Below are 14,425 nucleotides of genomic sequence, written 5' to 3' on the forward strand. Positions count from 1 at the left end.
GTGTGGGCCTCCCGCCAAGGTGATTGACCGAACTAACCGGTTGGTACATTTTAGGTGCACACCTCTTGTTCAGCTTGACCAAGACCATAATAAAAAATTGAGGAACCCCCATGCGTACCCGTCTGCAAGCGCTCAGCCCCTATCCCTCGCTTCGTTGCTCCGGCCCCGGAACAACGCTCAGTCGCTGTGTCCTGACCCGATAGCTCCCCGCCCATCGTTGCGGTCCTATCGCGCCGGTTGCGAGATGCCGGTGCTCGACAAGTCCGGGAGGTCTTCAAGATGACAAAGGTCGTCGATCTGTATTTCAAACTGCTCAAACTGCTGATTGTGCTGTGCATGGTCGCAATGATCGTGCTGGTGTTCGGCAATGTGGTGCTGCGTTATGCCTTCAACTCAGGCATCAGCGTCTCGGAGGAACTGTCGCGCTGGTTCTTCGTCTGGATGATTTTTCTCGGCGCCTTGGTGGCGCTCAAGGACCGTGCCCATCTGGGGCTCGACAGTCTGGTCAAACGCCTGCCTCCGGCCGGCAAGCGCCTCTGCCTGGTCATCGGGCACCTGATGATGTTGTACATCTGCTGGCTGATCTTCAGCGGCAGTTGGCAGCAGGCGGTTATCAACCTGGATGTGGTCGCGCCAGCCTCGGGTATGTCGATGGCAGTGTTCTACGCTGCCGGCCTGGTGTTCGGCGCCAGCGCCGCCGCCATCCTGGTCTATGAGCTCTACCTGGCGCTGTTCGGCAAGCTCAGGGATGACGAAATGGTCATGGTCAAGGACAACGACGCCGCCGAAGTGATCGCCCATAACCCCATCAAGAGTACCCGCCCATGACACTGGTTATTTTCCTCGGGTCATTGATAGGCAGCATGGCGCTGGGCATTCCCATTGCCTTTGCCTTGCTGGTGGTCAGTGTGGCGTTGATGTTTTATCTGGATCTGTTTGACGCACAAATCATCGCCCAGAACCTGCTTAACGGTGCCGACAGTTTTCCGTTGATGGCTGTGCCGTTCTTCATGCTGGCCGGCGAAGTGATGAACTCCGGCGGCCTGTCCAAACGCATCGTCAACATCGCCATGGCGCTGGTGGGACACAAACGTGGCGGCCTGGGTTACGTGGCGATCATCGCGTCCTGCCTGTTGGCATCGCTTTCGGGGTCGGCGGTGGCCGACGCGGCGGCGCTGGCGGCCTTGCTGGTGCCGATGATGGTGCTGGCGGGGCACAACCGGGCGCGTTCGGCCGGCTTGATTGCCGCCGGAGGCATCATTGCCCCGGTCATTCCGCCGAGCATTGGCTTCATTGTGTTTGGCGTGGCGTCCGGGGTATCGATTTCCAAGCTGTTTTTGGCCGGGATCGTGCCGGGTCTGATGCTCGGTGTCGCCCTGGCCATCGCCTGGTGGTTCATCTCCCGCAGCGAGCATGTGCAGACACCGCCCAAGCGCTCGCGGGCCGAAGTGATGCGGGCCCTGGTCGAGGGCAGTTGGGCCATGGGCCTGCCGCTGATCATCATCCTGGGTCTCAAGTTCGGCATTTTCACCCCGACGGAAGCGGCGGTGGTCGCAGCGGTCTATTCGTTGTTTGTGTCCTTGGTCATCTACCGGGAAATGAAAGTCAGCCAGCTGTACGAAGTGATCCTGTCCTCGGCCAAGACCACCTCGGTGGTGATGCTCCTGGTGGCGGCGGCCATGGTCTCCTCGTGGCTGGTGACCATTGCCGACTTGCCGGGCCAGTTGGCGGCAGTGCTCGAACCGTTCATGGACAGCCCGACCTTGCTTCTGGTGGTGATCATGCTGTTGATCATCATGGTCGGTACGGTCATGGACATGACGCCCACCATCCTCATCCTCACCCCGGTGCTGATGCCAGCGGTGACCCAGGCGGGTATCGATCCGGTTTATTTCGGCGTGCTGTTTCTCATCAACACTGCCATCGGCCTGATTACGCCACCGGTGGGTACCGTGCTCAATGTGGTGAGCGGGGTTTCGAAACTCAATATCGAAGAGATCGTTCGTGGCGTGTGGCCGTTCCTGCTCGCGCAACTGGCGGTGCTGTTCCTTCTGGTCCTGTTTCCGCAACTGGTTCTGGGACCTTTGAAATTCTTCACCGGTTGACGCCGGTGCAAGCGGTAGTAGCTCGACTTTTAAAACAATAATGATCGGAGAGTGACATGGGACAACTGATGAAAACCTTGTTGGCCGGGGCATGTGCAACGGGGCTGCTGCTGGGCAGCGTGGTCAGCCACGCGGACGAGATCCGCGAGCGTACCCTGCGATTTGCGTTCCAGAACGTCAAGGAGCACCCCCAAGGGCAAGGCGCACAGAAGTTCGCCGACCTGCTGAGCGAGAAGAGCGGCGGCAAGCTCAAGGTCCGTCTGTTCCCCGGCGGAACCCTGGGTGGTGACGTGCAGACGGTCTCGGCCCTGCAGGGCGGTACGCTGGACATCACCGTGCTCAACTCCGGCATCCTGGCCGCCCAGGCAGCGGATTTCGCGATGCTCGATTTCCCCTTCCTGTTCAACAACGCCGAAGAAGCCCACGCGGTGATCGACGGGCCGGTCGGCCAGAAACTGGCGGCGCAATTGGACAGCAAAGGGCTGGTTGGCCTGGGCTACTGGGACCTGGGTTTCCGCAACCTGACCAACAGCAAGCATCCAGTGGCCAAGCTTGAAGACATGCAGGGCTTGAAGATTCGCGTGATCCAGTCACCGATCTACCTGGAAACCTTTACCGCCCTGGGCGCTAACCCGGTGCCGATGGCGTTTCCCGAGGTCTACACTGGCCTTGAGCAGCACACCATCGACGGCCAGGAGAACCCCTTCACGGTGATTGAGGGCAACAAGTTCTTCGAGGTGCAGAAGTACCTGTCGGTGACCGGCCACATCTTCAATCCCCAGTCGCTGATCATCAGCCAGAAAACCTGGAACCGTCTGAATGACGATGAAAAAAACCTGATCCGCCAGGCCGCCGCCGAGGCGCAGAAGTACCAGCGGGAAGTCACTGCCGCGAGCATGGACAAGGCCAAAGCTACGCTGGCCGGCGCGATGACCGTGAACGAGATCACCCCGGCCGAGAAAGATCGCTTTCGCGAGCGTGTGCAACCGGTGATCGACAAGTTCGCCAAGTCCCTGGATGCCAATCTGGTGAAGATGATGTACGACGAAATTGCCAAGGTACGCGCCGCGCAGTGAGCTGAGCGACACACAGGCTGATCAAAGGGCGCCGGGGCAATCCCGGCGCCTTTTTTTCTTTGCGATTCAGGCTTTTCCCAGCCGTGATGCCGGTCCCCTGAGGGCTCGCGCACGGGCCATTTTCCCAGCCGGGGAACGCTTGAACGGCCGCAATGTCCCAGACTGGCCCATAAGCTTGTTAAGATACATGCGCACACATCTCGTTTTTACCATAGGAACAGCGGGGCTTATCAGACCATGCGCGCCCAAGCGCGCGGATAACAAAAGGAGGTTCTCGTGGGAAAAAACCCTGTAGACGATCTATCAGGACAACCCCAGTCAACCGGCACAGAGGGGATACCAGCCCCCAGCGGCAAAGCCAATCTCATCGACACCGACTACGTGATCGGGCAAGACAATATCCGAGGTCAGTTCTCTTTCTCTCTGGATATCCACGGCAAAGTTTTCATCATCTCCGCGGCGACCATTCTGCTGTTCGTCATCGTGACACTTGCACTGCAGAATGAAGTCGAACCGCTTTTCAGCGCCATGCGCAGTTGGTTGACCAAGCATCTGGCCTGGTTCTTCATGAGCGTGGCCAACATCTTCGTAGTGCTGTGTCTGGCGCTGATCGTCTCGCCCTTGGGCAAGGTTCGATTGGGCGGTCAGGATGCCACGCCGGACCACACCTATGTGGGCTGGTTCTCCATGTTGTTCGCCGCCGGGATGGGCATCGGCCTGATGTTCTACGGTGTGGCAGAACCCATGTCCCATTACGCTGCCTCTATGGGGGGGTCACACTCGACGCCAGCGGGGCACGTACCGACTGGGCGCCTTTGGGTGGTGCGGCGGGCGATGTGAAAGCCTCCGCCGACCTGGCCATGGCCGCGACCATTTTCCACTGGGGTCTGCACCCTTGGGCCATCTACGCCATCGTCGCGTTGTCCCTGGCCCTGTTCTCCTTCAACAAAGGCTTGCCGCTGTCGATACGCTCGATCTTCTACCCGCTGCTGGGTGAGCGCGTCTGGGGATGGCCCGGCCATATCATCGACATCCTGGCGGTATTCGCCACCCTGTTCGGGCTGGCGACTTCGCTGGGCATCGGTGCCGAGCAGGCCGCTGCGGGGATTGAACACCTGTTTGGCATTCAATCGACCAGCGTGAGCAAAGTCGTGCTGATCATCGGCATCACCCTGATTGCCCTGTGGTCGGTGCTCGCCGGGTTGGAGAAGGGCGTCAAGCTGCTCTCCGAAATCAACATGGGCCTGGCCCTGTTGTTGCTTTTGTTCATTATCGTGGTGGGACCAACCCTGGCGATCCTCACCGGCTTCTTCAAGAATCTGGTGACCTACGCCGAGTACCTGCCGGCGTTGTCCAACCCCTTCGGTCGCACAGACACTGAATTCACCCAAGGCTGGACGGCGTTCTACTGGGCCTGGTGGATCAGCTGGTCGCCGTTTGTGGGGATGTTCATTGCCCGCGTCAGTCGCGGCCGTACCGTTCGCGAGTTCCTGATCTCGGTGCTGTTGGTGCCTTCGCTGGTGTCGGTATTGTGGATGACCACCTTTGGCGGGACAGCCATCGACCAGGCCACCCTCCAGGGGCTGAGTGGGGTCAAGGATGCGGTGTTGGAGCTCAAGCTGTTTGCCATGCTCGAAGGGCTTCCGCTCAAGGAGGTCACGTCACTGCTCGGTATCGTGCTGGTGATCGTGTTTTTCATCACCTCTTCGGACTCCGGTTCGCTGGTCATCGACACCATCACCGCTGGCGGCAAGGTCGATGCGCCCGTTCCACAGCGGGTGTTCTGGGCCATCATCGAAGGTGTGATCGCTATTGCGCTGTTGTTGGGTGGCGGTTTGATCGCGTTGCAAGCCATGGCGGTTTCCACCGGCTTACCGTTTGCCATTGTCCTGCTGCTGGGCTGTATTTCCCTGGTCAAGGGATTGATGTCGGAACCGCGCACTTGACCTTTTAATCCCACAGCTGGCCGATAGGGACGGACGGGCTGTAGTGAGTGGCTATTTGCGCTTGCAACAGCTCGGCCGTCGCCAGGGCATCGGTCAAGGCATGATGGGCGTGATAGGGCGGCAGGTGGTAGCGCAAGCGACTGTCCGCCAACCGGATGGACTCGGGTGGACGGCGTAACAGCCGGTCCAGCCAACGCCGCTGACCGCGCACCTGCCGCGCTTCCAGCTGCATCGTGTCAATCACCGGAAATTGCAGGCCCTCCCCAAGGTGATTGCGTAACGCCTGATCCAGGAAGTTGCGTTCGATTGCCCGGTAATGCACCACCATGATCTTCCCTGCCATGGCTTCCAGCACTTTCTCCATGACGTCCGGCAATCGGGGAGCATGACGGATGTCGGAGTGCGTGATGTGGTGAAACGTCACCGACTCATGACTGAGCTGCGAGGGCTTGATCACCCAGTACAGGGCTTCACCGCAGCGTATGCGCCTGAGGGTGAACGGCAGCAGGCCGATGCTGACGATACTGTCGGTGCGCGCGTTCAGACCGGTGGTTTCAAGGTCCATGGCCAGCAGTTCCACCTGCTCCAGTGCAGTCCCGGCATCGATGACACCCTGTTGGTAGAAGCGTTGCAGCAGCGGGTGCCGAGCTTGCTGTTCCAGACGTTTGAAACGTGCCGCCCAATCCTGCGTTTCTTGCCCCTTCGGATTGTTCATCGGGATGGCCGAGCGTGACCGGGGTAGCGGAATCGCAGGAATTTCTGCGCATTGCTCAATACCTGAAACGCTTCCTTGAGGTTGTGCCGCTCGGTGGTGGAAAAGCGCTCCGGCTCGATGTAGTTATCCGGTTTCTGGCCCTGTTCGATGGCATCGACCTGGTGTCGGATGCGCACCATCGACAGGAACTCCAAGGCGTAGCGTAGATGCTCAATGGCCTGCGGTTGCACGAGCTGTGTGGTGCTGATGGCTTCGAGACGATCAAAGGAATTCTGCGCCGTGGTCCCGCAGGCCAGGGCGTGGATACGGATCAGATCGGTCAATGGCGCCGTGCCACGGCCCTTGAGGTTGATGATCTGTTTTTGCTTGCCGTCGGTTTCCATTACGAAGGTGCGAAAGAAACCCAAGGGGGGCGTGCGGTTCAAGGCATTCCGGGCCATCGCCGCCAGGAAGGCGGGGGTCACCCTGGATTTTTCAGCGCAGAGCACCTTGAGTTCGTTGACCATTTCCAGTTGCCCATAGACCCCGTCCAGGTCAAAGAAGATGCAACTGTTGAGCAGGGTGGCGGCATTGGGCTTCTCGATCCACTGGCTGAAATACTCGCGCCATACTCGCAACGGCTGCCGCCATTGCGCGTTGGTGGCCATGATGCCGCCCTTGCAGTAGCTGTAGCCGCACTCTGCCAGGCCGTCGCTGACGAAGGTGGCCAGGCTTTTGAAGTATTCGTCGTGCAGGGCCGGGTCGAAACGATCATCCAGCACCAGGGCGTTGTCCTGGTCGGTTACCAGCAGTTGTTCGTCCCGCGCCATCGATCCCAGCACCATGAAGCAGTACGGAACCGGCGGCGGCCCCAGTTCCCGCTCGGCCAATTCGAGCAACCGCTGGGTGAAGGCGCGGCCAATGCCCGAGATGGCGCTGCCGATCATGTGAGCCGTCGCACCGTCGCGCACCATGCGAATGTAGGTGCCGCGCAGATCTCGCAACAATGAGCGCAAGCCCTCGACAGAGGTCTGGTTGGAGATGCTGTTGACCAGGTACAGGCTGCTCTGGGACTCGTGCCGGATGATGTCCGACAGGTTGATCAACCCCAGCGTGCGCCCCTTGTGCACCACCGGCAGGTGGTGGATGTTGCTGCGAAGCATGCACAACATGGCTTCGAACAACGAGTCGTCGGCCTGGATGACCACCGGATCGGTCGACATCACTTCACCGATGCAGGTATCGCCGCTGCGGTTGGCGGCCACTACCCGGGTGCGCAGGTCGCGGTCGGTGACGATGCCGAGCATTTTTTCCGGGTGATGCCCGGCAGGTTCCAGGACGACGACGCAGGAAACGCTTTCCTGGGACATCAACCGTGCTGCTTCGTGAACGCTGGTGTGCGGGGTGACCCAGACCAGGTCCCGGGAAATCAGCGCGCGAGATTTCAATTGGATCAGTTCGCTGGCGCGGCCCTGGGCCTCGACGGCGGATTTGAGCCTGGAGTGTCCTTCGGCCTCGACAAAGTCGGCGAAGCTGTCATGTTGCTCGCACAGCTGGGCAAACACATCCGCCGGGATGAAATAGATCAGGCTGTCTTCAAGGGCCCGCGCCGGAAAACGCACTTTGTTGCTGCGCAGCAGGCTGGCCTGACCAAAGATATCGCCTTCCACCAGACGGTTGTACAACTGGCCGTTACGCCGGTAGATCTCGACTGCACCACTGCGCACATAATGCAGGTCGTGGACGATGGAGCCTGCCTCGAGAATATCGCTGCCGGCCTTGAAGTAGCTGACTTCGACGCGCTGGGCTATGGCCTCCAGGGTTTGCTGGGGCAGGGCATCGAAAGGGGGAAAACGATGCAGGTGCTCGCTGATTTCCAGTAACTCGATCTGCATGGAACCTCGTGGCTGATCAATTGAGAGACCAACATGCCAGTTCCAGGGGCCGCACACAAACCCTGGGTGAGTGAGTCGTGTGCGGCGCAGGCATTGTCACTGTTGCTGGGGCACCGCCAGCCACTGGCTGATGACCTTCTGGTAGCTGCCATTTGCCTTGCTCAGGTGCAGCCACTGATCGACGTACATTTTCCAGGTGATGTCGTCCCGTGGCAGCAGGTAGGCCTTCTCGCCATACTGCAAGTAGCGGCTGGGGTTGACGGCGCAAAGACCGGGTTTGAGTTTCTGCTGATAGAGCGCTTCCGAGGCATCGGTGATCATCACGTCGGCCCGCTTGTCCAGCAGCTCCTGGAAGATGGTCACGTTGTCGTGGAACTTGAGTTGCCCTTTGGGCAGGAACGCCCGGACGAAAGCTTCGTTGGTGCCGCCGGCCGGTTCCACCAGGCGCACCGAAGGCTGGTTGAGCTGCTCGATGGTCTGGTAGCGCGCCTGGTCCTCGCAACGCACCAGCGGGATTTTGCCATCCACATCCAGGGTGGTGCTGAAGTTGGCTTTTTTCTGACGCTCCAGGGTCACGGAAATCCCACCCATGCCGATATCGCATTTACCGGCGACCATGTCCGGCATCAGGGTTTTCCAGCTGGTCTGCACCCATTGAACCTTGACCCCTAGGCTGGCGGCCAGCGAACGGGCCATGTCAATGTCGATCCCCTCGTATTCACCTGTTTCGGCTTTGTAGGTGTAAGGCTTGTAGTCGCCCGTCGTACACACTTTCAGCTCGCCGCGCTGCAGGACCTGATCAAGGTGCGAAGGGACTGGCTCGGCAAGGGCGCTGCCGCAGAACGCCAGCAGGCCACAGAACGTCATTGTGTTTGTTATGTTTTTCATAGGGATTGCACGTCTCGCAAGGGAGGGGACAAGAAGGGCAGTGTAGTGAAAAGGTTGGCGGGCTGTCATTGGCGCCTCAAACTTCGCAGGTGTGCTGCCTTCGCCTCTGTCATCATGGGCGATGGCAGACTTGGGTCAGGGGAGAAACACGTTTCGGATGGACGCATCAGTCGTCAGAATTACGCTTATGTTGATGGTCCCAGGGATCCTGTCGGTCTTTGGGGTTGCGTTCGTCTGCGCCTGGTTTATCGACAAAAAACGCGACTATCTGCTGCTCCTGGCTGGTGGCTGTGGCCTGTTCGCGTGTGGTGCCACGTCGCAGCTTTTCGGCTGGCCTCCCGGGGTCGGGCCCAATGCCATTGTGTCCGGCGCGCTGTATACCTCGGCGGTCCTGGCAGTGGCCGAAGGCGTTTTGCTGCGCTCGCAAAAACGCCTCGGCTGGCGGCTGGACGTGGCCGTGGTATGCGTCATTTCCCTGGCACTGGCCTGGTTCTTTTATATCGACCGCAACCTGCTTGCGCGCATCTACATCCAGAACTTCGGCTATGGTGCGATTTTGCTTGTGGCGGCGGTCAAGCTCAGATCGCTGTTACGCGGGCGACTCGTTGACAAGGCGCTGTTCTGGGTGTTGCTGGTCTTCGCGTTGCATTTCTTTCCGCGGACCCTGCTGACTGTCGGGCTGTCGGTGCCGCTGGACCGGGTCGCTTTCGCCAACTCGGTGTTCTGGCAGGCGCTCCAGTTGTCCCTGGCGGTGCTCGGTATCGGACTTGCCTTTGTGATTCTCGCCGCGGCCATTGCTGACGTGATCGATGACCTGCGTCGCGAACGCGACTTTGACCCGTTGACCGGTGTCTTGAACCGGCGCGGCTTCGAAGAACGGGTGTCGATGCTGCTGATGAAGAGCCCGCGCGGCACGACAGCGCTGGCACTGTGCGATATCGACAACTTCAAGAACATCAACGATAGCCATGGCCATGACGTGGGCGATAACGTCTTGCGCGAAGTTGGCCAACTGCTGCGCACTTCGGCGCGCAAACGGGACATCGTCGGGCGTCTCGGTGGTGAAGAGTTCGCTGTGCTCCTGCCGGATACCGATGCCCGGGAAGCTTACGAATGTGCCGAGCGCTTGCGGGCGGCTATCGAGAACGGTACGCCTGTCACGCGCGATACGGTCGGGCCGGTCACGGCGAGCTTCGGTGTCGGCAGTCTAGACGCCAGGGAGACCTGGCAGGATCTCTACAAGCGTGTAGATACCTTGCTTTACCAGGCGAAGCGAACCGGGCGCAATCGCACGGTGGCCGATGAAGTTCCGGGTCGGATCGATAGGCCCGCCGAGGTTCAGTCATAGGCCGCGAGCGCGAGTCGGGTTCCTAGCGTGAAATGATCCCGTGATCGATGGCGTATTTCACCAGGGCCGCCGGCTTGTCGATGTTGAGCTTGCGGCGGATGCTCAAGCGATGGGTTTCGACGGTGCGCACGCTGATGTCCAGTTCCCGGGCCATTTCCTTGTTGTTCAGCCCCTGGACCATTTTGTACAACACCTGACTCTCGCGCGGCGTCAGCTCGTTGTCGGTGGTTGGGTCGGTGGCCAGCCGTTGGGCGATCTCGGCACTGTAGAAGGTGCCACCGCTGATGATGGCTTCAATGGCCGCGATGATTTCCCGCGAAGGGGCATTCTTGAGCACGTAGCCACTGGCGCCGCAGCGCACGGACTCACTCACATACTCATAATTGTCGTACATGCTCAGGATGAGGATCTTGAGGTTGGGGTATTGCTTGCCCAGCAGGCGGGTCAGTTCAAGTCCGTTCATGTCCTTGAGACTGATGTCCATCAGCAACAGGTCCGGTTGGCAGCGCCCGACCATCTCGATGGCCTGTGCACCATTCTCGGCTTCGCCCACCACGTCCAGTTGGGGCATGACGGACAACAGGGCCCTGATGCCATCGCGGACCAGGGAATGATCATCGACCAGCGCGACGCGGATCACAGAGGGCAGGTTCATCGGCAGGTGCTCTTGTCAGGTTGGGCGCGCATCAGCTTTGTGTCGCCATCATGTTCATGGGCAGCAGGATATCCAGCTCGCTTCGTCCCGGCACCGAGGTCATTTCCAGCCGTCCGCCGAAATGCTCGACCCGCTCACGGATATTGCGCAGGCCGATGCCGGCGTGGCCACGTTCGACCTGCGGTACGTTGAAACCCATCCCGTCGTCCACCACCGTCAGGCGCAAGGACTGGCCGGACCCGAACAGGGTGATGCCGACACTTTTCGCCCCGGCGTGACGCTCGATATTGGTCAAGGCTTCCTGAGCAATGCGAAACAGCGAAACCGGTGCTCCATTTTCCAGGCGGCAATCGAATTCGTTGCTTTTGTACGACACTTCAAGCCCGCTGCGTTGCTGAAATTCGGCCGCGAGCTGGCCGATGGCGGCGGACAGGCCCAGGGTGTCGAGCAGGGAGGAGCGCAAGTCGTGGGAGATGTTGCGGATCTCGCCAATGGCTTCCCCCAGCCGGTCTGTCGCGTTCTTCAGGATGCCCAGGCCGTTTTCCTGCCCCTTTTCGAGGACGTGACTGGCCAGTTCAAACTGGAATTTTATCGACACCAGTAATTGGCTGATGCCGTCGTGCAGCTCGCGTGAAACTCGCGCGCGTTCCTCTTCCTGCAAGCTGACGATGCGCTGGTTCAATCGTTGCAGCTTTTTGTCGGCCAAGCGATGTTCGCTGACGTTGAGGGTCATGCCGCCGGCAAACACCAGCAGGACCGCCACCAGCGCAATGGCGGCGATGGCCTGCATGGTGGTGTGGATGCCCTGGGCCACTTCAGCGCGGGCTTGCTGGGTGGCGCGCTCGACATCCTCCAGGTAAATCCCGGTCCCGAGCATCCAACCCCAGCGATCCAGCATCACCACATAGGCCAGCTTGTCGGTCACCTGGCCGGAGGAGGGCTTGTTCCAGGCGTAGCGCTGGAAACCTTCGCCGGATTCGGCGCTCTTGAGCAATGCCTGGATCACCGGCAGCCCCTGGGGATCTTTCATGTCCCAGAGGTATTGGCCCACCAGTTCGGACTGCCGGGCATGCATCAGGCTGCGCCCCTGGCGGTCGTAGACGAAAAAATAGCCATTGATGCCGAAACTGAGCTTGCGCAGCTCCTCCAGCACCTGCTGCTGCGCGCGTGCGTCGCCCTGGCCGTTGTTATACAGCGGGGCGATCAGGCTTTGCGCCATTTCGACATAGTTTTTCAGCTCCGCGCGCTTGCTGGCCAGGATGCTGTCTTCGATCAGTTGCGCCTGTTGGTCACCCAACTGGCGATTAAGCGAGATCACCAAGGCGCAGATGACGGCAATCGCCAGGACCAGGGGCAGAATTCCCAAGGCGACGATTTTGTGTTTGAGCAGCATGTGTACTCCTGTCCGGACTCAACGGGGGGAGGCGAATGGTCGGCATCATAACGCTGTGGGAGCAAAGCTTGCTCGCGATCGCGACGGATCAGCCTGGACTGTTGCCAACAGACCCAGCGTTATCGCGAGCAAGCTTTGCTCCCACAGTCGTTAGCCTGCATTGGCTTTGCATGGGCTCACACAGAGGGATTCCACGAGAATCTACGTAGAACTACGTAGATGGCCCGTACGTAGTACTGCGGATTTATTTATTGACGGCTTCCACGGATATTGGGCCGGCTCCGAATAGTCGGGGCACACTATAAAAACAATCGCCGCAATCCACTGGATATCGGCAGGAGACACGCAATGACAACCCGTCTGGTTAAACACCTTGCCTGGTTTGCCGTGGCTGTTCTGGGAGCTTGTGCGTTGAGTGTCGTGGCCTTGCGCCGCGGCGAACCGATCAACGCCCTCTGGATCGTCGTCGCAGCCGTGGCCATCTACCTGGTCGCCTACCGCTACTACAGCCTGTTCATCGCCAATAACGTGATGCAACTCGATGCGCGCCGGGCTACCCCCGCCGTGCTCAACAACGATGGCCTGGACTATGTCCCGACCAACAAACACATCCTGTTCGGCCACCATTTCGCGGCCATTGCCGGTGCGGGGCCGTTGGTCGGGCCGGTACTGGCGGCGCAGATGGGCTACCTGCCCGGTACGCTCTGGCTGATCGCCGGGGTGGTGCTGGCCGGTGCCGTGCAGGACTTCATGGTCCTGTTCCTGTCCACCCGTCGTAACGGTCGCTCCCTGGGCGACATGGTCCGCGAAGAGATGGGCCGCGTTCCCGGCACCATCGCGCTGTTCGGCTGCTTCCTGATCATGATCATCATCCTCGCGGTGCTGGCGCTGATCGTGGTCAAGGCCCTGGCCGAGAGCCCGTGGGGGATCTTCACGGTGATGGCGACCATCCCGATCGCGATGTTCATGGGCATCTACATGCGCTACATCCGCCCGGGCCGCATCGGTGAAATCTCCCTCATCGGCGTGCTGTTGCTGCTGGGTTCGATCTGGCTCGGCGGGCAAGTGGCCGCAGACCCGGTCTGGGCCGAGGCCTTCACCTTCACCGGCGTGCAAATCACCTGGATGCTGATCGGCTACGGTTTTGTTGCCGCGGTGTTGCCGATCTGGCTGATCCTGGCGCCGCGCGACTACCTGTCCACCTTCTTGAAGATCGGCACCATCGTCGCCCTGGCGATCGGCATCCTGGTCACCATGCCCGAGCTGAAAATGCCGGCACTGACCCAGTTCACCGACGGCACGGGCCCGGTGTGGAAGGGCGGATTGTTCCCGTTCCTGTTCATCACCATCGCCTGTGGCGCGGTCTCGGGTTTCCACGCGCTGATCTCTTCGGGCACCACGCCGAAGATGCTCGATAACGAAGTCAACGCCCGCTACATCGGTTACGGCGGCATGCTGATGGAGTCGTTCGTGGCCATCATGGCAATGGTCGCCGCTTCGGTGATCGAGCCGGGTGTGTACTTCGCCATGAACAGCCCGGCGGCGATCGTCGGCGGTGATGTGGTGAGCGTGGCGCAGACTGTCAGCAGTTGGGGCTTTGCAATCACCCCCGAAGCGCTGCAGGCGGTGGCCAATGACATCGGCGAGACCACCATCCTGGCCCGTGCCGGCGGTGCGCCGACGCTGGCGGTGGGGATCGCGCAGATCCTGCACTCGGTGTTGCCGGGTGAGAACACCATGGCGTTCTGGTACCACTTCGCGATCCTGTTCGAGGCGCTGTTCATCCTCACGGCGGTAGACGCCGGCACCCGTGCCGGGCGCTTCATGCTGCAGGACCTGCTGGGCTCGTTCGTCCCGGCCCTCAAGCGGACCGAATCCTGGGTTGCCAACCTGATCGCCACCGCCGGCTGTGTGGCGCTGTGGGGCTACCTGTTGTATCAGGGTGTGATCGATCCGCTGGGCGGCATCAACACCTTGTGGCCGCTGTTCGGTATCTCCAACCAGATGCTGGCCGGTATCGCCCTGATGCTCGGCACCGTGGTACTGATCAAGATGAAGCGCCAGCGCTACGTCTGGGTGACCATGCTGCCGGCGGTCTGGCTGCTGATCTGCACCACCACGGCGGGCCTGATCAAGCTGTTCGACGCCAACCCGGCGATCGGCTTCCTGGCCCTGGCCCGCAAATACAACGATGCCCTGGCCGCCGGCCAGATCCTGGCCCCGGCCAAGAGCATCGAGCAGATGCAGCACGTGGTGTACAACGCTTACACCAACGCAACGCTGACGGTGTTGTTCCTGCTGGTGGTCTTCAGCATCCTGTTCTACGCGCTCAAGGTCGGCATCGCCGCCTGGGGTCACAAGGAACGCACGGATAAAGAAGCCCCCTTCCAGGCCGTGCCGGACGCCTGAATCGAGGATTGCAACG

The 14,425-nt window shown here is 60.4% G+C and carries 10 protein-coding genes and 1 pseudogene; 6 read left to right on the plus strand and 5 right to left on the minus strand.

Features of this window, described 5'->3' with window-relative positions; genetic code table 11:
* Window positions 1–279 precede the first annotated feature (279 nt).
* From GKKCFE_RS10240 to GKKCFE_RS10255, 4 genes and pseudogenes are all read left to right on the plus strand, one after another.
* Complete coding sequence (locus GKKCFE_RS10240; protein WP_076385109.1) at window positions 280–828, plus strand: TRAP transporter small permease; 549 nt, start codon at window positions 280–282, stop codon at window positions 826–828.
* A complete protein-coding gene (locus GKKCFE_RS10245) occupies window positions 825–2,105 on the plus strand; it encodes a TRAP transporter large permease subunit (protein WP_047229890.1) in 1,281 nt (426 codons plus the stop codon). Before GKKCFE_RS10240 ends, GKKCFE_RS10245 begins: the two co-directional genes overlap by 4 nt.
* A gap of 56 nt (window positions 2,106–2,161) precedes the next feature.
* The gene (locus GKKCFE_RS10250) at window positions 2,162–3,181 is read left to right on the plus strand and encodes a TRAP transporter substrate-binding protein (protein ID WP_188251593.1); all 1,020 of its coding nucleotides are present in this window, start codon (window positions 2,162–2,164) and stop codon (window positions 3,179–3,181) included.
* Window positions 3,182–3,457: 276 nt separating this feature from the next.
* A pseudogene (locus GKKCFE_RS10255) lies at window positions 3,458–5,127 on the plus strand (BCCT family transporter).
* A 4-nt stretch (window positions 5,128–5,131) separates the two neighbouring features.
* Here the strand turns inward: GKKCFE_RS10255 and GKKCFE_RS10260 are convergent.
* The 3 genes from GKKCFE_RS10260 to GKKCFE_RS10270 all read right to left on the minus strand — a co-directional run bounded on the left by GKKCFE_RS10260 (window position 5,132) and on the right by GKKCFE_RS10270 (window position 8,604).
* On the minus strand, window positions 5,132–5,842 hold the full coding sequence (locus GKKCFE_RS10260) for a 3'-5' exonuclease (protein WP_445577809.1): 711 nt from the start codon (window positions 5,840–5,842) through the stop codon (window positions 5,132–5,134).
* A complete protein-coding gene (locus tag GKKCFE_RS10265) occupies window positions 5,839–7,716 on the minus strand; it encodes a DUF294 nucleotidyltransferase-like domain-containing protein (protein WP_076385103.1) in 1,878 nt (625 codons plus the stop codon). The genes GKKCFE_RS10260 and GKKCFE_RS10265 overlap by 4 nt, the downstream gene beginning before the upstream one ends.
* A 96-nt stretch (window positions 7,717–7,812) precedes the next feature.
* Entirely contained in the window at window positions 7,813–8,604 is a 792-nt protein-coding gene (locus tag GKKCFE_RS10270) for a transporter substrate-binding domain-containing protein (RefSeq protein WP_316913003.1), read from the minus strand.
* Between the two features lie 187 nt (window positions 8,605–8,791).
* On the opposite strand from GKKCFE_RS10270, the gene GKKCFE_RS10275 reads away from it, so the two are divergent.
* Window positions 8,792–9,952 carry a GGDEF domain-containing protein gene (locus GKKCFE_RS10275; RefSeq protein WP_445577810.1) on the plus strand — a complete coding sequence of 387 codons (1,161 nt, stop codon included), beginning with the start codon at window positions 8,792–8,794 and terminating at the stop codon, window positions 9,950–9,952.
* Between the two features lie 22 nt (window positions 9,953–9,974).
* Here GKKCFE_RS10275 and GKKCFE_RS10280 read toward each other — a convergent pair whose 3' ends face one another.
* Window positions 9,975–10,607: a response regulator gene (locus GKKCFE_RS10280; protein WP_047229883.1), complete on the minus strand. Its 633-nt coding sequence runs from the start codon at window positions 10,605–10,607 to the stop codon at window positions 9,975–9,977.
* A 31-nt stretch (window positions 10,608–10,638) separates the two neighbouring features.
* Window positions 10,639–12,000, minus strand: coding sequence for a cache domain-containing protein (locus GKKCFE_RS10285; protein ID WP_092398613.1), 1,362 nt, complete (start codon window positions 11,998–12,000; stop codon window positions 10,639–10,641).
* A 348-nt stretch (window positions 12,001–12,348) separates the two neighbouring features.
* On the opposite strand from GKKCFE_RS10285, the gene GKKCFE_RS10290 reads away from it, so the two are divergent.
* Window positions 12,349–14,409, plus strand: a complete 2,061-nt coding sequence (locus GKKCFE_RS10290) for a carbon starvation CstA family protein (RefSeq protein ID WP_076385097.1) — start codon at window positions 12,349–12,351, stop codon at window positions 14,407–14,409.
* The last annotated feature ends 16 nt before the right edge of the window (window positions 14,410–14,425 follow it).

The sequence above is a fragment of the Pseudomonas sp. E141 genome, from assembly GCF_052659885.1.

Bases quoted from the DNA above. Each gene is read 5' to 3' on its own strand.
- GKKCFE_RS10265 (WP_076385103.1), bottom strand. From the start codon at position 7,716: ATGCAGATCGAGTTACTGGAAATCAGCGAGCACCTGCATCGTTTTCCC.
- GKKCFE_RS10260 (WP_445577809.1), bottom strand. From the start codon at position 5,842: ATGAACAATCCGAAGGGGCAAGAAACGCAGGATTGGGCGGCACGTTTC.
- GKKCFE_RS10250 (WP_188251593.1), top strand. From the start codon at position 2,162: ATGGGACAACTGATGAAAACCTTGTTGGCCGGGGCATGTGCAACGGGG.
- GKKCFE_RS10245 (WP_047229890.1), top strand. From the start codon at position 825: ATGACACTGGTTATTTTCCTCGGGTCATTGATAGGCAGCATGGCGCTG.
- GKKCFE_RS10290 (WP_076385097.1), top strand. From the start codon at position 12,349: ATGACAACCCGTCTGGTTAAACACCTTGCCTGGTTTGCCGTGGCTGTT.
- GKKCFE_RS10280 (WP_047229883.1), bottom strand. From the start codon at position 10,607: ATGAACCTGCCCTCTGTGATCCGCGTCGCGCTGGTCGATGATCATTCC.
- GKKCFE_RS10275 (WP_445577810.1), top strand. From the start codon at position 8,792: ATGTTGATGGTCCCAGGGATCCTGTCGGTCTTTGGGGTTGCGTTCGTC.
- GKKCFE_RS10240 (WP_076385109.1), top strand. From the start codon at position 280: ATGACAAAGGTCGTCGATCTGTATTTCAAACTGCTCAAACTGCTGATT.
- GKKCFE_RS10285 (WP_092398613.1), bottom strand. From the start codon at position 12,000: ATGCTGCTCAAACACAAAATCGTCGCCTTGGGAATTCTGCCCCTGGTC.
- GKKCFE_RS10270 (WP_316913003.1), bottom strand. From the start codon at position 8,604: ATGAAAAACATAACAAACACAATGACGTTCTGTGGCCTGCTGGCGTTC.